The sequence below is a fragment of the Paracoccus indicus genome (assembly GCF_003056335.1).
Lineage (GTDB): Bacteria > Pseudomonadota > Alphaproteobacteria > Rhodobacterales > Rhodobacteraceae > Paracoccus > Paracoccus indicus.
Genome location: NZ_PYWA01000006.1, coordinates 289,584 through 310,188, shown reverse-complemented (window position 1 = coordinate 310,188; position 20,605 = coordinate 289,584). Strand labels below are relative to the sequence as shown.

22 protein-coding genes are annotated in these 20,605 nt (G+C 64.6%); 18 read left to right on the top strand and 4 right to left on the bottom strand.

The annotated features are described in order from the left end of the window. Window positions 1–86: 86 nt before the first annotated feature. The 6 genes from DDE75_RS12230 to DDE75_RS12205 all read left to right on the top strand — a co-directional run bounded on the left by DDE75_RS12230 (window position 87) and on the right by DDE75_RS12205 (window position 7,295). A complete protein-coding gene (locus DDE75_RS12230) occupies window positions 87–1,826 on the top strand; it encodes a SulP family inorganic anion transporter (protein WP_108502650.1) in 1,740 nt (579 codons plus the stop codon). A gap of 231 nt (window positions 1,827–2,057) precedes the next feature. Continuing rightward, window positions 2,058–2,456, top strand: a complete 399-nt coding sequence (locus tag DDE75_RS12225; RefSeq protein ID WP_108502649.1) for a DUF2946 family protein — start codon at window positions 2,058–2,060, stop codon at window positions 2,454–2,456. Between the two features lie 91 nt (window positions 2,457–2,547). Beyond that, on the top strand, window positions 2,548–3,126 hold the full coding sequence (locus DDE75_RS12220; RefSeq protein ID WP_108502648.1) for a copper chaperone PCu(A)C: 579 nt from the start codon (window positions 2,548–2,550) through the stop codon (window positions 3,124–3,126). Between the two features lies 1 nt (window position 3,127). Beyond that, the gene (locus DDE75_RS12215; RefSeq protein WP_108502647.1) at window positions 3,128–3,727 is read left to right on the top strand and encodes an SCO family protein; all 600 of its coding nucleotides are present in this window, start codon (window positions 3,128–3,130) and stop codon (window positions 3,725–3,727) included. A gap of 60 nt (window positions 3,728–3,787) precedes the next feature. After that, window positions 3,788–5,155: a PepSY-associated TM helix domain-containing protein gene (locus DDE75_RS12210; protein WP_108502646.1), complete on the top strand. Its 1,368-nt coding sequence runs from the start codon at window positions 3,788–3,790 to the stop codon at window positions 5,153–5,155. 31 nt (window positions 5,156–5,186) lie between these two features. Continuing rightward, window positions 5,187–7,295: a TonB-dependent siderophore receptor gene (locus tag DDE75_RS12205; RefSeq protein ID WP_108502645.1), complete on the top strand. Its 2,109-nt coding sequence runs from the start codon at window positions 5,187–5,189 to the stop codon at window positions 7,293–7,295. Between the two features lie 293 nt (window positions 7,296–7,588). Here the strand turns inward: DDE75_RS12205 and DDE75_RS12200 are convergent, their stop codons facing one another. Further along, window positions 7,589–8,029 (bottom strand): RrF2 family transcriptional regulator, encoded by a 441-nt coding sequence (locus tag DDE75_RS12200; RefSeq protein WP_108502644.1) that lies wholly within the window; start codon window positions 8,027–8,029, stop codon window positions 7,589–7,591. A gap of 90 nt (window positions 8,030–8,119) precedes the next feature. Here DDE75_RS12200 and DDE75_RS12195 point away from each other — a divergent pair, with 90 nt between their 5' ends. The 6 genes from DDE75_RS12195 to DDE75_RS12170 all read left to right on the top strand — a co-directional run bounded on the left by DDE75_RS12195 (window position 8,120) and on the right by DDE75_RS12170 (window position 14,082). Next, window positions 8,120–9,523, top strand: coding sequence for an MFS transporter (locus DDE75_RS12195; protein ID WP_108502716.1), 1,404 nt, complete (start codon window positions 8,120–8,122; stop codon window positions 9,521–9,523). Continuing rightward, the gene (locus DDE75_RS12190; RefSeq protein WP_108502643.1) at window positions 9,520–10,158 is read left to right on the top strand and encodes a class I SAM-dependent methyltransferase; all 639 of its coding nucleotides are present in this window, start codon (window positions 9,520–9,522) and stop codon (window positions 10,156–10,158) included. Before DDE75_RS12195 ends, DDE75_RS12190 begins: the two co-directional genes overlap by 4 nt. Window positions 10,159–10,252: 94 nt before the next feature. After that, a complete protein-coding gene (gene aztA, locus DDE75_RS12185) occupies window positions 10,253–11,002 on the top strand; it encodes a zinc ABC transporter ATP-binding protein AztA (protein ID WP_108502642.1) in 750 nt (249 codons plus the stop codon). After that, the gene (gene aztB, locus DDE75_RS12180) at window positions 10,969–11,868 is read left to right on the top strand and encodes a zinc ABC transporter permease AztB (RefSeq protein WP_335672046.1); all 900 of its coding nucleotides are present in this window, start codon (window positions 10,969–10,971) and stop codon (window positions 11,866–11,868) included. The genes aztA and aztB overlap by 34 nt, the downstream gene beginning before the upstream one ends. Before the next feature lie 19 nt (window positions 11,869–11,887). After that, a complete protein-coding gene (gene aztC / locus DDE75_RS12175) occupies window positions 11,888–12,799 on the top strand; it encodes a zinc ABC transporter substrate-binding protein AztC (RefSeq protein ID WP_108502641.1) in 912 nt (303 codons plus the stop codon). A gap of 26 nt (window positions 12,800–12,825) precedes the next feature. Continuing rightward, on the top strand, window positions 12,826–14,082 hold the full coding sequence (locus DDE75_RS12170) for a metallochaperone AztD (RefSeq protein ID WP_108502714.1): 1,257 nt from the start codon (window positions 12,826–12,828) through the stop codon (window positions 14,080–14,082). Between the two features lie 19 nt (window positions 14,083–14,101). Here the strand turns inward: DDE75_RS12170 and DDE75_RS12165 are convergent, their stop codons facing one another. After that, entirely contained in the window at window positions 14,102–14,377 is a 276-nt protein-coding gene (locus DDE75_RS12165; RefSeq protein WP_108502640.1) for a hypothetical protein, read from the bottom strand. A 47-nt stretch (window positions 14,378–14,424) separates the two neighbouring features. On the opposite strand from DDE75_RS12165, the gene DDE75_RS12160 reads away from it, so the two are divergent. Both DDE75_RS12160 and DDE75_RS12155 read left to right on the top strand, forming a co-directional pair. Further along, window positions 14,425–15,555 (top strand): CobW family GTP-binding protein, encoded by a 1,131-nt coding sequence (locus DDE75_RS12160; RefSeq protein ID WP_108502639.1) that lies wholly within the window; start codon window positions 14,425–14,427, stop codon window positions 15,553–15,555. A gap of 15 nt (window positions 15,556–15,570) precedes the next feature. Then, complete coding sequence (locus DDE75_RS12155; RefSeq protein ID WP_108502638.1) at window positions 15,571–16,020, top strand: Fur family transcriptional regulator; 450 nt, start codon at window positions 15,571–15,573, stop codon at window positions 16,018–16,020. Window positions 16,021–16,026: 6 nt separating this feature from the next. Here the strand turns inward: DDE75_RS12155 and DDE75_RS17865 are convergent, their stop codons facing one another. Continuing rightward, entirely contained in the window at window positions 16,027–16,236 is a 210-nt protein-coding gene (locus DDE75_RS17865; RefSeq protein WP_418304185.1) for a DUF1826 domain-containing protein, read from the bottom strand. A gap of 255 nt (window positions 16,237–16,491) precedes the next feature. Here DDE75_RS17865 and DDE75_RS12145 point away from each other — a divergent pair, with 255 nt between their 5' ends. Further along, window positions 16,492–16,791, top strand: a complete 300-nt coding sequence (locus DDE75_RS12145) for an integrase core domain-containing protein (protein ID WP_162799021.1) — start codon at window positions 16,492–16,494, stop codon at window positions 16,789–16,791. Window positions 16,792–16,901: 110 nt separating this feature from the next. Here DDE75_RS12145 and DDE75_RS12140 read toward each other — a convergent pair whose 3' ends face one another. After that, on the bottom strand, window positions 16,902–17,864 hold the full coding sequence (locus DDE75_RS12140) for a LysR family transcriptional regulator (protein ID WP_245894726.1): 963 nt from the start codon (window positions 17,862–17,864) through the stop codon (window positions 16,902–16,904). A 34-nt stretch (window positions 17,865–17,898) separates the two neighbouring features. Here DDE75_RS12140 and DDE75_RS12135 point away from each other — a divergent pair, with 34 nt between their 5' ends. From DDE75_RS12135 to DDE75_RS12125, 3 genes are read left to right on the top strand one after another with little or no spacing between them, the layout of a single operon-like run. Further along, window positions 17,899–19,074, top strand: a complete 1,176-nt coding sequence (locus tag DDE75_RS12135; RefSeq protein WP_108502635.1) for a cytochrome P450 — start codon at window positions 17,899–17,901, stop codon at window positions 19,072–19,074. A gap of 11 nt (window positions 19,075–19,085) precedes the next feature. Then, window positions 19,086–19,409: a 2Fe-2S iron-sulfur cluster-binding protein gene (locus DDE75_RS12130; protein ID WP_108502634.1), complete on the top strand. Its 324-nt coding sequence runs from the start codon at window positions 19,086–19,088 to the stop codon at window positions 19,407–19,409. Further along, window positions 19,406–20,590 (top strand): NAD(P)/FAD-dependent oxidoreductase, encoded by a 1,185-nt coding sequence (locus tag DDE75_RS12125; protein WP_108502633.1) that lies wholly within the window; start codon window positions 19,406–19,408, stop codon window positions 20,588–20,590. The genes DDE75_RS12130 and DDE75_RS12125 overlap by 4 nt, the downstream gene beginning before the upstream one ends. Window positions 20,591–20,605 lie beyond the last annotated feature (15 nt).

Here is a 20,605-nt window from a genome sequence, read left to right as displayed (position 1 = left end):
CGGGGGCGGTCCGGACCCTTGGGTCCATGCATGGGCGAAGGGGGCGCGGGAATTGCGCCCCTCTTCCACAATCCAGAGAGAATGCGATGAAGCCAGGATTTACCCGCTATCTGCCGATCCTCACATGGGGTCGGACCTATGACTGTTCCGCGCTGACGAACGACCTGGTCGCGGCGGTGATCGTGACAATCATGCTGATCCCGCAGTCGCTGGCCTATGCGCTGCTTGCCGGATTGCCGCCCGAGGCGGGGATCTATGCCTCGATCGCGCCGATCCTGCTCTATGCGGTCTTCGGCACGTCGCGGGCGCTGGCCGTGGGGCCGGTTGCGGTCGTCTCGCTGCTGACGGCATCGGCGGTGGGCCAGGTGGCGCAGCAGGGAACGGCGGGTTATGCGGTCGCCGCCCTGACGCTGGCGGGTCTTTCGGGCGGCATCCTGTTGCTGCTGGGGATCTTTCGCTTGGGGTTTCTGGCGAACTTCCTCAGCCATCCGGTGATCGCGGGGTTCATCACCGCCTCGGGCATCCTGATCGCCACCAGCCAGCTGAAGCACATCCTGGGCATCGAGGCCGGGGGCCATACGCTGATCCAGATGGCGGGGTCCATCCTGACGCATCTGGGCCAGACGAACCCGATCACCGTGATCATCGGGGTCACGGCGACGGTCTTTCTGTTCTGGGTCCGCAAGGGGCTGAAGCCCCTGCTTCGCAGGATGGGCGCGGGGCCGCTTCTGGCAGACATCATCGCCAAGGCGGGGCCGGTGGCCGCGGTCGTGGTGACGACGCTGGCCGTATGGGGTTTCGATCTGGCGGGTCACGGCGTCTCGATCGTGGGCCAGGTGCCGCAGGCCCTGCCGCCGCTGACCCTGCCCAGCCTTTCGCCCGACCTGATCGGCCAGCTGCTGGTCCCGGCGATCCTGATCTCGGTCATCGGCTTCGTGGAATCCATATCCGTGGCGCAGACGCTGGCGGCCAAGAAACGCCAGCGCATCGACCCGAACCAGGAACTGATCGGCCTTGGCGCCGCCAATATCGGCGCGGCCTTCACCGGGGGCTATCCGGTCACCGGCGGCTTTGCGCGGTCGGTCGTGAACTTCGACGCGGGCGCCGAGACACCGGCCGCGGGCGCCTTCACCGCCATCGGCCTTGCCATCGCCGCGCTGTCGCTGACGCCGCTGGTCTATTACCTGCCCAATGCCACGCTGGCCGCGACGATCGTGGTCGCCGTCCTCAGCCTCGTGGACTTCTCGATCCTGCGAAAGACCTGGGCCTATTCGCGCACCGATTTCACCGCCGTGGCCGCCACCATCCTCGTGACACTGACCCTGGGGGTCGAGATCGGCGTCGCGTCGGGGGTGGTCCTGTCCATCGCGCTGCACCTCTACAAGACCTCGAGGCCCCATGTCGCCGAGGTCGGGCTTATTCCCGGCACCAACCATTTCCGCAACATCAGCAGGCATGATGTCGCCACGGATGCCCAGATCCTGACCCTGCGCGTGGACGAGAGCCTGTATTTCGTGAACGCCAGGTTCCTCGAGGATCTGATCCAGGACCGGGTGATCGACGGCAGGTCCCTGCGCCATGTGATCCTGATGTGTTCTGCCGTGAACGAGATCGACTACTCGGCCCTCGAAAGCCTCGAGGCCATCAACCATCGGCTTGGCGATCTGGGTGTCGGGCTGCACCTGTCCGAGGTGAAGGGACCGGTCATGGACCGCCTGCGAAAGACGCATTTCCTGGATCAGCTGAACGGAAGCGTCTTCCTGTCGCAATACGATGCATGGATGGCGCTGTCCCAACCCGACAATGCACAGAAAGTGGCGGAATAATCTAAGAATCCAGACCCATTGATTTTCAGCCGATTGCGTGTTGCAGGCCGCCGCGAGGAGACCTGATCAATGAGCAAGTTATTCTCGCTAACCGAAGCGCGGATACCGATGTATGAGCCAGGGTTCTGAAAACCTGAGACAATCGGACACTTCCCAAATGTCAGAATTGGCGTTACTCAAGATGTGATACTTGAGGGCCCGTCTGTGATCCGTCGTTGTGGCAGTTCTGACATGAGCAATCGTCCGCGCTGCTTCTGGCAGCGGGTCGTTGGGTCCTTGCTGCTAATACCGTTCCTGTTCTTCGCTACAATCAGCCAAGGCACGATGCTGGAGGCGAGCCCGGCCGGCGTGCGGATCGTGCTTTGCACGGGGGACGGGATGGTCGAGGCGGTCATGGCCGCCGATGGCCAGGTCCGAAGCACGGACGGCGCCGACCACGGCGGCCATCCCCAGCCTCAACCCTGCGATTGGGCGCTGCATGGACAATCTGGGCTTGCGGATGAGGGGCTGGTGCCGCTTTCGACGTCGCTGCTCGAGTTGCGTGTAGACTACGTCGTCGACATTCCCCTTCACGCTCGCCGCGTCGATGTCCTCACGCCGGCGGCCCGAGGCCCTCCTTCTCTGATCTGAACCCAAGCGATGACGCACCTAAGAGTGCGGCGGACGCACGCCCGATGCGGGTGGCGCGCTCCATCACAGCCATTCAGAGAAGAGATACGATATGCAAAAGCACCTGTTTCTTGCCGCATTCGCGGTGAGCGCTTGCCTTGGTCAGGCCGTCACAGCGCACAAGGTCTCCGGCGACAAGGGCCACGACCATGCCGGTCATGCAGGAAGCCAGACCGATGGGCAGCACGTCAGCAAAGCCCGTTGGCAGATCGGCGATTTGACCATCGCGTCGCCCTATTCGCGCGCCACGCTGCCGAACGCCCCGGTCGCGGGTGGATTTCTGACGATTACCAACGATGGCGCGACAAATGACCGCCTGATTGCCGCGGCCTCGGATGCTGCCGGTCACATGGAGATCCACGAGATGGCCATGAACGGCGATGTCATGATCATGCGCGAACTGGTAGACGGTCTGCCGGTCCCCGCCGGCGAGACGGTCGAGCTGCAGCCCGGCGGCTATCACCTGATGTTCATGGAGCTGCAGCAGCCTCTGCTCGCGGGCGAAACGGTTGAGGTCACTCTGACTTTCGAGAGCGCGGGTGAGATCATCGTGCCGCTGTCGATCGAAGCCTTCAACGCGCGGGCGGCGGGCGGCAATCAGCACGAAGCCGACGCCCATGCGGGACACTGAGATGACCCGGCAAGGCACCTTTCTTCTGCGCATCAGCCTGTGGTCACTGGTCGCTGTCGCGGCACTGCTGCTGGCTTGGGCCTGGCTGCGGCCCGAGCCGACCCAGCAGCTGCTGTTCAGCGAACTCGGGCGTGGCGATTACCACCTGACGACGGCGGATGGGCAGTCCTTCACCGAGGCCAGCCTGCAGGGCAAGCCGTCGGCCGTGTTCTTCGGCTTCACCCATTGTCCCGACGTCTGCCCCACCACCCTGGGCGAGATCATGGCTTGGCAGGAGGATCTGGACGCCGAGGGCGACGCGCTGCGCACCTTTTTCATCACCGTCGATCCCGAGCGGGACACACCCGAGGTGCTGGGCGAGTATGTCTCCTGGGTACCTGGCGTGACCGGCGTTACTGGCGACCCTGCCGAGGTGGACAAGGCCATGGCCGCCTTTCGCGCTTATGCCCAGAAGGTGCCGCTGAAGGGGGGCGATTATACAGTCAACCACTCGGCGCAGGTGCTGCTGTTCGATGCGGAAGGCAATTACTTCAGCCATATCGGTTATCAGGAAGACCATGACCGCGCGATGACGACACTGCGCCGATTGATGGCCGGCTGAGCTGACAGGGCGGCGCCCCTGTCGCGCCGCCTCCATTCCATTCACGAGACAGGTAGATACATGTCCGATGCGACCATGGATGCAGCGACCCGCCCGCGCGCGGCAGCATCCGACCTTTATCGCGCCGTCTGGCGCTGGCATTTCTATGCGGGACTGCTCGTCCTGCCTTTCCTGATCACGATGTCCCTGACCGGGGCGGCCTATATCTTCCGCGACGAAATCGACATGATCGTCCACGCCGACGTCAAGCGCGTTGCCGTGCAGGACGGCAATACGCAGCGACCCGGGCAGCTGGTCGCCTCGGCCTTGACCGCCGTGCCGGGTCGGGCGGTGAAATACACCGATCCGCCGGTGCCCCACGCCTCGGCCGAAGTGACGGTGGCGGCAGATAGCGGGCAGCGCATGGCGGTCTATGTCGACCCCTGGCAGGGCAATGTTCTGGGTGCGCGGCCCGACCGCAGCACCGTCATGTGGACGGTGCGCTATCTGCACAGCCTGCGCTATTTCGGGCCAGTCGCGCGCGGCGTGATCGAGATCGTGGGCGGCTGGACCATTCTTCTGGTCGGCACCGGCATCTATCTTTGGTGGCCGCGCGGGCAGAAAGGCGGCGTCGTCAGCGTGCGCGGGAATGCGAAACGGCGCGTCTTCTGGCGCGACACCCATGCCGTGACCGGCATCTTCGTCGGCGGCTTCATCGTCTTTCTGGCCGTGACCGGTATGCCGTGGTCGCAGGTCTGGGGTGGCAAGGTGAACGAGTGGGCCAACGGATCCAACTTCGGTTATCCCTCCGGCGTGCGCGTCGATGTGCCGATGTCGGGGCAACGGCTGAACGATCAGGCGCAGACCTCTTGGTCTCTGGAGCAGGCCCAGATCCCCGAGGTGACACCGCCCGAGAACGCACAGCCCATCGGGCTTGATGCGGCTGTGGCCCAGTTCGAGGGCCTTGGCCTTCATTCGGGCTATTCGGTGGTGCTGCCCTCGTCGCCGAACGGGGTCTATAGCGGCTCGGTCTATCCCGACGATCTGAGCCAGCAGCGTGTCGTGCACTTGGACCAGTATAGCGGCGATGCGCTGGTCGACATGAGCTATGCCGATTACGGCCCCGGCGGACGTTGGCTGGAATTCGGCATCAACATCCATATGGGACAGCAATTCGGGCTGGCGAACCAGATCCTGCTGCTTCTGGTCTGCGCCGGTACGATCCTGCTGGCGGTCTCGGCCGGCGTGATGTGGTGGAAGCGCCGCCCGTCGCGGTCCATGGGCGTTCCCCCGATGCCACAGGACAAGCGGGTGTTCCGCGGACTGCTGGCAATCCTGATCGTCGGAGGCATCCTCTTCCCGCTGACCGGAGCCTCGCTGCTGGTCATGCTGGCGCTGGACATGGGCCTTCGCCGCTGGCGCGAACGCGGCCGCTCAGAACCGACCTAACCCTGCAAAAAAAATCATTCGGACAGTGACAATGACATTCCCCACATTTCGCAGCTGGCTGCTTCTTTCCGCGGCCTGCCTCATCGCCCCTGCCGCAAGCGCAGAAGAGCCGATCCTTCTTGATCCCATTATCCTCTCCGCCTCGCGGAACGACGCCGTGATCGACGGCTATCGTGCCACGGACGTGACCAGCGCCACCCGGACGGAAACACCCCTGCTGCAGGTACCACAGTCGGTGCAGGTGATCACACCCCAGATCCTCCAGGACCAAGGCGTGGCGACCATGCAGGAGGCGCTGCGTAACGTCAGCGGCGCGCAGGGCAATGTGCCCCTGCAGACACCGGCCTTCGAATCGACCATCCTGCGCGGCTTTCCGGCGCAGTTCTTCCGCGACGGCATCTCGAACTACATCAACACGGGCGATGCCAATGCGCTGGCCGGCGTCGAGAGGATCGAGGTCCTCAAGGGGCCGAATGCCATCCTCTACGGCGGCGGTGTCGGTGCCCCCTTGGGCGGGATCATCAACATCGTCACCAAGAAGCCCGAGGATCGGGACTTCACCACCCTCGGGCTGACCTATGGCACGAACGACACTGTCGAGCCGTCCTTCGACATCAACCGGACGCTGCCCGGCAACGTGCTTTTCCGCGTGAACGGCAGCTACGCCCGGTCCGATGCCGATGTGGACGTGATCGAGACTGAACGCTATTCGCTGAGCCCCTCTCTGACCTTCGGTCACGGCACGGACACGCGACTGACAATCGAAGGGCATCTGTCGCGATGGGAGGCGCAGGAATATCAGGGTCTTCCCGCCGTCGGCACCGTCGCCGGAGACTTCCGGCTGGAGCGGGACCTCTATATCGGCGATCCGGATATCCCTGCCAGCCAGACGAAGACCCGCAAGCTGACGGTGACGCTGGACCATGATTTCGACGGCGTGTGGTCGAACCGCACCCAACTTCGCTATGGCCGAAACGATGTCGAACAGATCACCCAGATTACCCTGTCTGCCGCACCCGATGCCGGTCCGACATCGTGGAACCTGTTCAATTCCTATGTGCCCGGAAAGCAGACCGAATACAGCCTGAACACCTCGTTCCAGGGCCGCTTCGCCACAGGAGGCTGGGATCACACCCTTCTGTTCGGTGCGGATGTCTCGCGGATCGAGGATTACTCGCTCATGTATATGGATTTCGCGGGGACGAACGACCTGCTGAACCCGGGGGCGTGGCCCGCATGGACCATGCCCTCGACGCTGGCGATGGGCGAGGGCGACGGGCGCTACACGACCGCAGGGGCGTTCGTCCAGACACAGTCGACGCATGGGCGGCTGCACCTTCTGGGCGGGCTGCGCCTGGCCTATCTCAAGACCGATTATGATTCCGAAGGCTATGGCCGTCGGGATACGCTGGACAAGACGCGCCTGCTGCCGCGGATCGGCGCGGTCTATGACCTGGATGACAGGACATCGGCCTTTGCCAGCTACAGCGAGGGACTGAGCGCCAACGCGTTCTACTTCTATTCGTCCATGCCGAAACCGGAACATTCGAAGCAGGCCGAGATCGGCGTGAAATACGACGACGGCGCCCTGTCGGGCAGCATCGCCGCCTTCCGGATCGAGCGCAGCAATGTCCCGGTGACCGATCCGACCGATCCGACATTCCTGACCAGCATCACCGAGGGTCAGCAGCGCGCGCAGGGGATCGAGCTTGACGGCGTGTGGCAGACCGGCAGCGCGTGGCGGGTCCTGGCGAACTATGCCTATACCGATGCCGAACTGACGCGGGACATTCCCATGGGTGCCGTCGCAGGCTCCGACCTGCCCGGCGTTCCGCGCCATTCTGCCAGCGTGTGGATCGACTATGACCGTCGCGACGAGGCCGGTGATGGCTGGCGCGCAGGGGCGGGGATCCATGCCGCATCCTCATCCTGGGTCGAGCAGTCCAATACCTACAGGACTGCCGGGTATGGCGTGGTCAACGCGTCGGGAAGCTACACCTCGGGCAAGACAAGCGTCTCGGTCGCGGTCAAGAACCTGCTGGATCGTGATTACGACCTGCCGTTCTGGAAAATGATGGAGGGCCGGGTGGCCCCCGGCCCCGAGCGTCAGGTCCTGCTGAACGTCAGCCGGACCTTTTGACAGGGTTCCGGAAGCGAACGTACGGGCGGGTTTCAGTTGACGCCCCGCCCGTTTTTCGTCATCTGCATCCATCATGGTTCCCGTGTCGGCCAAGGCTTCGACTGGACCTGTCCGCAAGCAAGAACCACGCCCGTCACGATTCTACGCCCAAGTTTTCGCATAGCTTCGGCGAGGAACGGCCTGACGGCGGTGTGTCATAGGATTGACAGCGGGGGTGAGCAATCAATCGTTCTACAACCGCCTGCAAGCCCGGGCGTTCTGCCACGACGACAGATGAAAAAGTCTGCGACCTCTCAGTTCGAGCGCTTGCACTGCGGCATTCTCTCCTGCACCTCTGTCTCGATTTGCGACAGGCGCAGTGTCCTGAACTGCTCGAGGATTGCCGCCGTGGCCGTCTCGATGCTGCCCGCGATGGTGGCGTTCACCGACTGCTCGATCAGGCAGAGCGGGCGCGGATTTGAAAAGCCAAAGGCGAAGAGATCGGGCGAGCCGAGCGATCGGTAGACGTCCAGCACCGTGATCTCGTCCGTGCACCGGCTAATTCGCCAGCCGCCGCCATGGCCGCGCTCGGCCTCGACATAGCCGCCGTCCCTTAGCCCGGCCATGATCCGCCGCACCACCGCCGCGTTCGAGCCGAGCATCCCCGCGATCTGCTGAGAGGTCATCGGCGTATCGGTCTGCGCCATGTGCAGAAGCACGTGCAGCAGGCGGGAGAGGCGGGTGTCTGGGCGCATCGGGTCCTCGGGTCGTGTAACTTTAGGTATTACATGACTTCTGCAAGATGTGCTATCAAGTTACTTATGCAGTTACATGATTCGCCCAAAATGGATATTCGCCCCGACCCTTCTGCCGCGCTCAGCTTCACCCCGCTGCTGATAGGCATGGCCATGACCATCGTCGACATTCCGATGATGGCGATCGCGATGCCGGGGATCGGCGTCGATCTCAACCTTGGCACCGCGCCGCTCGCGCTGATCGCGGGGGCCTATCCGCTGGTCGTAGCGATGCTGCTGCTGCCGGCGGGGCGGGCCGCCGACCGCTTCGGGAAGGGGCGCGTGTTTCTCATGGGCGGAGCGCTGTTCCTGGTCGGGGCGCTGCTGTCGGCCCTGGCACCGGGGCCGGTGCTTCTGACAGGCGCGCGAATGCTGCAGGGGATCGGCGCGGCGGCGCTGGCGCCTCAGGCGCTGGCGATGATCCCACGGCTTTTCACGCCCTCCGGGCAATCCGGCGCGTTCGCGCGCCTGGCGATGACAGCCTCCTTCGCATCAGTCTGCGGGCCGCTGCTGGCGGGGGGGCTGCTGGGGGCCGCACCGGACTGGCTGGGTTGGCGCGTTATTCTTCTGACTGAAGCGTTGCTCGCGCTCACGGTGATGCTCTCGGCACGACGGCGGCTGACCCCGGACAGCCCGGCCGGTGACGGCGCCAGCCGACTGGCCGAGATCGCCAGCTTCGCCGCGATCATCTTCTGCCTCGTTGCGCCCCTGTCCCTCGGTCCCGCTTTCGGTTGGCCTGTGCCTATCTTCCTCATGCTGGCTGCGGCTCTGCCATGCGCCACGCTGTTTGCCCGGCTGACAGCACGGGCCGGACCTGCGGCGCTGATACCGCCCGCCCTGCTGCGCGCACCAAGCTTTCGCTGGAGCCTTGCGTTTCTTCTTCTGGCAGTCTCGGCCCCGCCCGGTTTCTTCGTAGTCCTGTCGATGGCCCTGCAGAGCAAGCTGGGCCTCGGCCCGCTGCAGACGGGACTGGTGACGGCTGGTTTTCCCGCCGGCGTCGTTGCCGGTTCCTGGGCGGCCGGGCGGTTGCCCCTGCAACCTCTGGCGCGGGTGACGATGGGGACCCTGCTGCTTTGCACAAGCTTGCTGCTGATCCAAGGGGTCTTGCCGGGGATGACGCCGGCGCGCCTGTGGCCGCTGAGGACGGGGATGCTGGCGGCGGGTGCGGCGATGGGGCTGACGGTCACCTCGGTGATTCAGCTCGGGATGTCGAGCCTGCCGAGGTCGCTGGCCGGAGCGGGCGCCGGCGCCATCCAGACCATGCAGCAGGTCAGCATGGCCGCGTCTATCGCACTGAGCTTCGCCGTCTACGGGTGGGCGCTCGAGGCGCGACCGGGGCTCGAGGCGGCCGCCGCGATGATGTGGCTGCAGATGGGCACGACCGGATCCGCAGCGCTGCTGGCACTGGCCCTGCTGCGCGGAAACGTCTCCCTACAACGAAAGGCAGGAGCATGACCATCGACCCACTGGAAGACCCTAGCGCGTTTTGGGAGGAGTTCTACCGCACCAAGCGCACAACATCGACCGGCCGCGCCACCGCCGCGCTCCAACAGATTGCGACCGGGCTGACGCCAGGCCAGGCACTGGACCTTGGCGCCTCTCATGGCGATGATGTGATCTGGCTGGCCCAGCAGGGCTGGCAGGCACACGGTTGCGACATTTCTGAAACTGCCATCGCCCGTGCCCGTGCGCGCGCCGCAGAGTTGGGTTTAGAGAGCCAAGCGCAGTTCGAGCGATGTGATCTGTCGGTTTCGTTCCCACATGGCAGGTTCGACCTGATTACCGCGCTCTACCTACAATCCCCGGTCGCCTTGGCGCGCGCCACGATCCTCGGCCGAGCGGCTCGTCAACTGCGCCCGGGCGGCCATTTTCTTGTTCTTTCGCATGCAGCCCCGCCTCCATGGAGCCCGGAGGAAACGCCGCCGACGATCTTCCCCAGCTTGGCTGATGAACTGGCCGCCATCGGTGCACCAGCCCCACACCTTGAGGTCGTTCGGGCCGATATCGTCACGCGCCCCGGTCGAGGGCCAGATGGCGCTGAGGCGATGCTGGAAGACAACCTGGTGCTGGTTCGGGGACGGTCGTCGTAGCTGATGTGCCTTACCCCCTTGCACATTATTTGAATGTTACGTTATTACGTTACTGTACAAGAGGACGCTCGTTTTGGCATCACTTTCATCATCCATGACAAGCTCCGCTGTCGCACTTCACGACCTGACGGCCGGATATGGCAGCCGTGCCGCAATTCACCACGTGACCGGAGAGTTTGCGCTTGGCTCGCTGACGGCGATCGTCGGGCCGAACGGGTCGGGCAAATCGACGCTGCTCAAGACGATTGCCGGGCTTCTGACCCCCATGAGCGGAGAGTGCAGCAGAAGCCGGAAGGCACTGGCCTATCTGCCGCAGATCTCGGAACTGGACCGAGACTTTCCGGCGCGGGTGCGGGACCTTGTGACGCTTGGACTGTGGCAAAGGCGTGGTCTTCTGGACCGGCACCTAGCCGAGGATCGGGCGCGGGTGGAGGACGCCTTGTTCCAGGTAGGTCTTGAGGGGTTCGGGCATCGGCCTCTGGACAGCCTGTCGGGCGGACAGCTGCAGCGGACGCTGTTTGCACGGGTGCTGGTGCAGGACGCGCAGCTGATCCTTCTGGACGAACCGTTCAACGCCATCGACGACAAGACCATTCGTGATCTGACGGCCCTGATCCAGCACTGGAATGCCGAAGGGCGCACCGTGCTGACCGTCGCGCATGACCTGGCGCTGGTGCGCGCGCATTTCCCGCAGACGCTGCTTCTGGCCCGCCGCGCCGTGGCGTGGGGCCCCACCTCCGAGGTGCTGACCGAGGCAAATATCGCCCGCACCCGGACCTTCCAGGAGGCCTGGGACGAGGACGCCCCCTGGTGCGCACCCGACGCCGCATGGCGGGCCGCATGATGTGGGATCTGTTGGTCGCGCCCTTCACCGAATTCGCCTTCATGCAGCGGGCGCTGGCGGGGGCGCTGATGCTGTCGCTCTCGGCCTGCCCGGTCGGGGTCTTCCTCATGCTGCGCAGGATGAGCTTGACGGGCGATGCCATGGCCCATGCCATCCTGCCCGGCGCAGCGGCGGGCTTCCTAATCTATGGGCTGGAGATTTGGCCGATGACACTTGGCGGGCTGGTCGCCGGGGCTGTGGTGGCCGTCGGCGCGGGCGCCGTGGCGCGGCTGACGGTGCAGCACGAGGACGCCTCGATGGCGGCCTTATACCTGATTTCATTATCGGTCGGCGTGGTGATGGTGTCGTTGCGCGGCTCCACCGTCGATCTGATGCATGTGCTGTTCGGCACCGTACTGGCGCTGGACGACGCGGCGCTGAAGCTGATCGGGCTGGTGCTAGTGGTCACAGCACTGGCCTTTGGTATCTTCTGGCGCGCCCTAGTAGCCGAATGCCTCGATCCACTGTTCCTACGCTCGGTCTCGGGGATGGGGACGGTGGTGCATTTCGGCTTCCTGGCGCTGGTGGTGCTGAACCTCGTTGCGGGCTTCCAGGCGCTTGGCACGCTGCTGGCAGTAGGGCTGATGATCCTGCCCGCCGCGGCGGCCCGCTTCTGGACGCAGGCGGTGCTGCCGATGGTGGCGCTGGCCGTCTTGATCGGGGCGGCATCCTCGGCCGGGGGGCTGCTGCTCTCGTATCATTTCTCACTGCCCTCGGGGCCGTCGATCACACTGTCGGCCGGGGCGATATATCTGCTGTCGGTGCTGGCCGGCCCGCGCGGCCTTCTGGTTCCGCGCCTGCCGCGGCGCAATCACCGCACCGCCTGAGGCCGGGAAAGGAAGACCCATGATCCGCAACACACTCGTCGCCCTCGCGCTTGGCACCGTCGCCGCGCAAGCCGAACCGCCGCAGGTCGTCGCCACTTTCTCGATCATCGGCGACATGGCCACCCAAGTCGGAGGGGCCCGCATCGCGCTGGACGTGCTGGTTGGCCCCGACGCCGACTCCCATGTCTACGAACCACGCCCCCGCGATGCGATGGCCGTCGCCCGCGCCGATGTGGTGCTGACGAACGGGCTGGAGTTCGAGGGCTTCGTGGACCGCCTGATCGCCGCGAGCGGTACCGATGCCGCCATCATCACCCTGTCGGACAGCGCCGAGGTGCTGGAGGACCCGGCAGGCGGGCACTATCACTATATCGGCGACGAGGCGATCTGGCACGCAGGCGCCCATGACCCGCATACCTGGCAATCCGTGCCCAACGCTCGCGCCTATGTCGCAGCCATCGCGGACGCCTTCTGCGAGGCCGATGCCGAGGGCTGCGAGGGCTACCACGCCAATGCCGCCAGCTATACCCAGGATCTGGACGAGCTGGACGCGCAGATCCGCGCCTCGGTCGATGCGCTGCCGTCAAGCCGCCGAACGGTTGTCGTCGCCCACAACGCCTTTCGCTATTTCGAAGAAGAATACGGCATCCGCTTTCTGTCGCCGCAGGGCATCAGCACCGAGGCCGAGGCCTCGGCGGCCGATGTCGCGGGCCTGATCCGCGAGATCCGCGACACCGATGCCCGTGCGATCTTTGCCGAGAACATCTCGGACACCCGGCTTCTGGACCGCATCGCGGCGGAGACCGGGATGGCGCTGTCCGGCACCCTCTATTCCGACGCGCTGTCGGGGCCGGACGGTCCTGCAACCGACTACCTGTCGATGATGCGCCACAACGCCGACACCATCACCTCGGCGCTCGCCGCCGATTGATCCGTTTCGAAAGAAGGAGACCCATGATGTTCAGAACTCTTGCCGGTGCCAGCACGCTGGCGCTGCTGATGGCAGGCGCCGCCGTGGCGCAGGACAGCCACGATCACGATCATGACCACGCGCATGATCAAGCCCATGACGGCGATGTGACGCTCTATCGCCTGTTCATCGGTGATCACGAGGCGGGCCGCGTCACCGCAATCGACCTGACAGACCCCGAAAAACGCTGGAGCTTTGAGACGACCGGCCAAACCAAGCTGTTCCCGGTGGCGGGCGGTGCGGTCGTCGCGGCGGTGCAGTCGGATGATGACGCGGTGCATTTCTTCGACAGCGGCATCTCCTTCGAGGATCACGGCGATCATGCCGACATCGAAGTGACGGACCCTGAGGCCATCGAGGCCACGCTGACCGGCCCGCGCCCCTTCCACTTGGTCAGCCATGACGGCAAGATCGCGATCAACTACGACCGCGGCGGCTATGCCGAGGTTCTGGACGCCGCCGCCTTGGCGCGCGGCGAGATCGCGCCGCAGCGCTTCCCGCAGGAGCGCGCGCATCACGGCTTCGTCGCGCCGATGGGGCGGAACTGGCTGTCCACCGTCGCCTCGGACGAGGAAGTGGCGGGCGATGCCTCGGTTCCGCGCCTTGGGCTGCAGTCCTTCGATGCCAAGGGCAATGCCACCGGCGATCTGGCGACCTGCACCGGCATCCACGGCGAGGCCTTCTCGGGCGCCTATCTGGTCGCTGGCTGCAAAGAAGGCGTCCTGACCGCAACCGCCAAGGGTGATGGCGTAGAGTTCGAGATGCTGGAATACTCGGACGGTCTGCCCCAGGACGTGACCACCGGCACGATCCTCGGCTCGAACGCGATCCAGATGTTTCTGGGCAATCACGGCCCCGACGGGCTGGTGGTGATCGATCCGGTCGACGAGCCGCATTTTACCCGCATCGCGCTGCCCTTCCGCCGCGTCGACTTCGCGCTGGACCCGGTCAAGCCCGCGAACGCATTTGTGCTGACCGAGGACGGCAGCCTGCACCGCATCAACATGATGTCGGCCGAGATCGAGCAGTCCGCCCGCGTGACCGAGCCCTATTCGATGGACGGCCACTGGAACGATGCCCGCCCACGCATCGCCATGGCCGGGGATGAGGTCGTGGTGACCGACCCGAATGCAGGACTGGTGCGCCGCATCGGCACGGCCGACCTGTCGGAGATCGGCATGATCGAGGTCGAAGGCACGCCCTACAACATCGCCGTCGCCGGTGGTAGCGGCGTCGTCCACTGATGCCCGGGCGCCCGATCCGTCACGGGCCGGGCGCCACCCGAAGGGCCGCGACGATATCGGTGGTGACAACCTCGGCGGCGGGGCGGTGGATCACCATCACCCGCCGCGTCAGATCCATCCCGAGGATCGTGATCTGCGTCGCCGGCCCCGCGCAGGCCGGATCCTCGCAGGGGATCTCGGCCACGCTGACCAGCACCTGCGGCGCCAGCCCGGCTTCCGACCGCACCAGTCGGCGCACCCGCCCGAAATGCCACACGGCCCCCGCCTTGTCCCGGATCTGATCTGCAAGCTTCATCCGTACCTCCGGCCTTCAGCCAACCATCGAATGACAGGACCCGCACCATGGCAGACCGCATTCCCATTACCCTGTTGACCGGCTTTCTGGGTGCTGGCAAGACCACGATGCTGAACCGGCTGCTGCACGACCCCCAAGCCGGGCGCATTGCCGTCATTGTCAACGAGTTCGGCGAGGCCGGGCTGGATCACGACCTGATCGAGGACGTGGCCGAGGATGTGGTCCTGATGGAATCGGGCTGTATCTGCTGCACCATCCGTAGCGATCTGTCGCGCACGCTGGCGGACCTGCACGACCGGCTGGATGCGGGCACCCTGGCCTTTGACCGGGTGGTGATCGAAACGACGGGCCTTGCCGATCCAGGCCCCATCCACCACACGCTGATGCTGGATGATCAGATTGCCCGCCGCTTTCGACTGGACGGAATCGTGACGGTGGTGGACGCCGTGCACGGCACCGCGACGCTGGATCGCCATGCCGAGGCGCAAGCGCAGGTTGCGATGGCCGACCGGATCGTGCTGACCAAATGCGACCTTGTCGCGACGACTGACCGTGCCACGCTGGAGCGCGAACTGGATGCGCTTAATCCGCAAGCCGCAAGGCTTCAGGCGGATCGCGGCGCGCTGCCGCCGGGCTGCCTGTTCGATCTGTCGACCCGGCGCAGCAGCGGAAACGGCCTTGCAGCCCTGAAGTGGGTTGGCGAGGTGGTGGACCCCTTGGCCGGGCTGTCGGGTATCAAGGCGGCGGCCCCCGCACCGGCGGCACTGCCGGGTTTCCCCTCGACCGCGCCGCACCACGCGCGGCAGAACAGCATCTCCACCGCCTCGATCACCATTGATAGTCCGATCCCGGCGCCGGTCTTCGACTTCTGGATGGACATGCTGCTGGGTACGCAAGGCCAGTTGATCTTGCGCTTGAAGGCCATCGTCCATATCGAGGGCGCGCAATGCCCTTTCGTCCTGCACGGCGTCCAGCACATGCTGGAGGCGCCGGTGCCGCTGAAGGACTGGCCAAAAGACGACCAGACCAGCCGCGTCGTGTTGATTGCCCGCGATCTCAGCGTCGCGCATCTGGCTGGCACTCTTGAGCTTCTGAAGCTGAAGCCCGGTACCGCCCGCCCACCCGGCTCGGGGGACACGCTGTCGCCCCAAGCCGCACGCGATCTGACGGCCGGGTAAGACAGGATGTCATAGGTGAAACTGCATCTGTCAGCTGAGGAATTCGCCCGGCTCTGCGTCGAGCGCGGCGTAAAATTTACGCCCCTGCGGCGACAGGCATTCGAGACGCTGGCTCAGTTCGGCAAGCCTGCCACTGCCTATGATCTGCTCCGCGCCATGCGCGAAAAGCTTGGCCGGCCGGTCGCGCCACCAACCGCCTATCGCGCGCTGGCCTTCCTGCAAGAACAGGGATTCGTTCTGCGCATCGAAAGTCTGTCGGCATATCTTCCGGCGTCAGCGGCCATGGCGGCGCCGATCCAAGTGCTGTGCCTCTGCAGGGATTGCGGGGCAGCCTCGCAGTTGCCGATGACCGAGCATGATCTGGCACTGTCCGCGCGTGCGGCCGACACGGGCTTCCGCATCGGCCGCAGCATCATCGAGCTGCTGGGCACCTGCGCCGATTGCGACACATCCAGCCGGACCTGACAGATGTTAGTCGCCCTGATGATCGTTTGCCGGATCGATGGCTAGAAGCGACCTGACCTCGGCCGTGCCCATGATCGGCGGCGCGCGGTGGAGCAGGCTGACCTTGCCCCACCGCGCCCTGTGCATGATCATCGCCGCCCCCGTCGACAGCTGTGCCGGCGCATCCTCTTGCCCCGGCTGCACCAGCTGCGTGCCTATCCCGCGATAGGTGCACAGAAGGCGCGCCGTCAGGTCTTCCCCCTGGAAGCGGCGGCAGGCATCCCGTCTTCGCCTTGCCGCAAGATGAATGCCTTCTGCGCGTCCGTGAACTTCGATGTTTTCATGCGCTTCCGCTACTTTCCCAGCCAGGAAAGACTAACCGAAAACTCCAGCTTCAAATGATCCAGTTCTCAGGAGGCAGAGCACGTCGAGGCCCTGAACGGGGCAATCCACAAGTTCGACCCGCCCGAGATCATAAACTACGATCGAGGATTGCAGTTCACGTCCTTCGCTTGGACCGATCGCCTGAAACGGGTCGGCACTCGGATCTCGATGGATGGCAAGGGCCGGTGCATCGACAACATCTTCTTCGAACGCCTCTGGCGGTCCCTGAAGTATGAATGCGTCTACCTGCTCGCTTGGGAAACCGGCTCTCAGGCCAAGGCTGGCATTGGCGCCCAGATCACCGTCTACAACCACCAGCGGCCTCACGCCGCCCATGGCGGTCAACCACCCGCCGTGGTCTACTTCAACACCATCAATCCCGATCAGCAGGTGCAGGCAGTAGCTTAAATAACCCCGAAATCTATCCAAGAGTTGGGGAGTAGCTCACTCACACCGTCCTATCCTCAGGTATTAACCTCCAAAAATTGACGACCGATCCCTGTCCCGTGCCAAGCGCATCACCAAGCAGTACAATGGTCTAGAATCACGTTGCGAAGCCAGCGATGCATGGCTGAAGCGTTTGTGCGCGCTGTCCATACAACGCAAAGATCGAACCGTCCGCGAAAGGGACAGTCGCTCATTGCCATGCGGCCCCCGATGCGCCCTCCAAGTCGGCGCGGTACGGTCGCAACCAGGTTCGATCCTGCCAGAAGTTCGGTCAGGCCTGCCGGGCTGGGCACTGTCAAAGTAGGGTGAAGGCGATGACCGGCCGCCTCGATTTCCTGTAGATAAGCCGATTTCCAACCACCACCATAATCGATCAGTACATGGCGCAAGGCGAAGTATTCCTGAACACTTAAAGAGCGTCCTGCCATAGGATGGGCAGGGTCCATCAGGCAGACGTATTCTTCTGTATGGAATCGCCGGGTGTGAAAGCCGGACTGGTTGCGTTCGAAAGGGCCGACCAGCACGTCAGCCTCGCGGGCCAGCAGGCGGTGATGGCCGTCACCGAGCGCATTGACGACCCGAATGGTCATTTTCGGAGCCTCAGCCCGTAGGGCTGCGATCACCCGTGGTATGAGCAGCATACGCTCATAGTAATTGCAGGCGATTGTCACGGTCTGGCTGGAAACGGTCGGGTCGAACTGGTCGGCCTGCGCCATTCCGTCCAATAGATCCAGCATCTGCGAGGCACCGGCCAGAAGCTGTTCACCGCGTAGGGTAGGAACCTGCCGACCGCCCTCGCGCACGAACAGCGGATCGCCAAAGCACGCCCGCAGTTTTGCAATGGTGTAGCTGACCGCCGACTGGTTCATGTCCAGCCGCTCGGCTGCAGCACTGAAAGAGCCCAGGTCATGGACCAGCCGCAGCGTCTGAAGCGCGTTGAAATCCAAGCTACGGGGGTCAGCGGTCACAGCGCCTCCATCAAATTTGTTGATAGCAGATAATAAACCCATCGGCTGGTTCGGCAATCCCTGCATCGCTACTCTGTCTGTCGGAGAAAGAGGGGGGATCATGGCGCTTGCACCGCTTGACCAAGATATCACGCTGGATCAGCTGACACTGGATCCCTATCCTATTTATCGTCGCCTACGGGCCGAAGCGCCGGTCATGCGCGTCGCCTCGGCGCAACGGACCTTTCTGACCAAGGCGGCGCTGACCAAGCTGGTCAAGGACGATCCGGTCCTCTTCAGCAGCAATGATCCGAACACGCCGATGAAGCCCGCCTTCCGCGCCCATACCCTGATGCGCAAGGATGGCGACGAGCATCTGGCCGAGCGGCGGGCGATCAATCCGGCGCTGACACCCAAGCGGATCAACAGCGATTGGGGGCCGCTTTACGAAAGGCTGGCCGCCCAATACCTGGACCGCCTGCCGCGCGGAGAGGTGGTGGATATGTTCGACACGCTCTGCGGCCCCTTGGCCGCGCGCATTCTGGCCCATATTCTGGGCATTCCCGAAGCTTCGGACGAGGAAATGCAACGCTGGTCGCAGCGGCTGATCGACGGCGCAGGCAATTTTGGCTGGCGCCCAGAGCCCTTCGCCGCGTCGGACGAGGCGAACGACCAGATGGATGCGCTGTTCCAGCGTCTTGCGCCGCTGCGGACCGCCGAGCCGGACGGATCTGCCTTTTCGGTCATGCTGACGGCCGAGTACCCCATCCCGCTGAGCCAAGTTCACGCAAACCTCAAGATCGCCATCGGTGGCGGCATCAACGAGCCGCGCGACGCGTTGGCAACCGCCATCTACGGCCTTTTGGACAACCCGGACCAACTGGCCGAGGTCAAGGCGCAGGAGGCCTGGGGCAAGGCCTTCGAGGAAGCGATCCGGTGGGTCGCGCCAATCCAGGCCAGCTCGCGCCTTGTCACCGCCGACACAGAACTGGGCGGCTTCGATATCCCCAAAGGCGAGACGGTGATGACCATTCAAGCCTCGTCCAATCGCGACGAGGATCTGTTTGAGAATGGCGAAGAGTTCTTCGTCTTTCGCGACAAGAACCCACATCAGGCCTTCGGCAATGGCCCGCACCACTGCGCGGGTGCCCATATCGCGCGGCGCACGGTCGGCAAGATCATCCTGCCGATGCTGTTCGACCGCTTCCCGAACATGACCCTACCCGACCCGGCGGCGGTCAAGTGGCGCGGATTCGGCTTTCGCGGTCCGATCAACCTGCCGGTCGTTCTGAACTGAAGGAGAAACTCATGGTCCAGCTTATCTTCGTCCACCCGGACGGCAGCCAGACTGAGGTCGACGCGCTCGAGGGGCAGTCGGTCATGAAAGCCGCCGTCGCGAATGACGTCGACGGCATCGTCGGCGAATGCGGCGGCGCGATGATGTGCGCAACCTGCCATTGCTATATCGACGAGGCCTGGGCAGACCGCACCGGCCCGCGCGAGGATGGCGAGGAGGACATGCTGGAAGGCGCCGCCTCCGAGGTGACGGAACACTCGCGCCTGTCCTGCCAGATCAAGCTGACCCCCGAACTCGACGGCCTCGTCATTCATTTGCCCGAGGAACAGCTTTGAGCCAGCCGGGCGTCATCATCGTCGGGGCGGGGCAAGGCGGTCTTCAGGCCGCGATCAGCCTGCGGCAGGAGGGTTATGCCGGTTCCGTCACCCTGATCGGCGCCGAGCCGGGCCTGCCCTATCAGCGCCCGCCGCTGTCCAAGGCCTATCTGACCGAAGGGAATGCGGATGCCTTGGTCCTGCGACCTGAAAGCTTCTTTTCGACCAAGGACATCACCTATCTGCCCGGCACCCGTGTCGAGGCGATCAACCGCGCCGCGCGGCAGGTGGTGCTGCCCGGAGGGGCACGGCTGGACTATGATCAGCTGATCCTGGCGACCGGCACGCGCAACCTGCGCCCGTCGATCCAAGGGCTGGGCCGGGCTCTTGATCTGCGGACATTAGCCGACGCCCGCCGCCTGCGCGAGGTGCTGGCAAGCCCGCGCCGCGTGGCGGTGATCGGGGGTGGGTTCATCGGCCTCGAATTTGCGGCGGCTGCGCGCAAGCTGGGCCACGAGGTCGCGGTCATCGAGGCTGAGGACCGGCTGATGTCGCGCGTCGTTTCGCCATTGATGTCGGACCACTTCAAGGCGCTGCACGAGGGCTGGGGGACAGAGTTGCATCTGGGCCAGCCGGCAGCCGCCGTGGACGCGATCGGCGTTACCCTGCCCGATGGCCACCATGTGTCCGCCGCGACGGTTCTTTTAGCGGCCGGCGTCTGCCCGAATACCGAACTGGCCGAGGACGCGGGCCTTGCCATCGAAAATGGCATCCGCACTGATGACCGGCTGCGCAGCTCGGATCCGTCGATCTATGCGCTCGGCGATTGCGCCAGTTTTCCCGATCCGCGCAGCGGGCGTCAGGTGCGGCTGGAAAGCGTGCAGGCAGCGACGGACCACGCCCGCCTCATCGCAGCGCAGATCGCCAAGGGCGCGGACGCGGCCTATGCCGCCGTGCCGTGGTTCTGGTCCGACCAGGCCGACCGCAAGCTGCAGATCGCCGGTCTGGCAGGACCCGAGGCCACCGAAACGATGATCGAGGACGGGATCGTCGCGCGGCTGGATGCGGCAGGCGTCGCAGCGCTGGAAACCGTGAACAACGCCGGTGCGCATATGCGGGCACGCCGCTTGCTTGCGGGCGGCGGGCCCGTCACGCTTGAGACAATGCGGGCCGCGGTGCTGAAGACCGCAGTCTGCATATGACATGACGATGTTTGG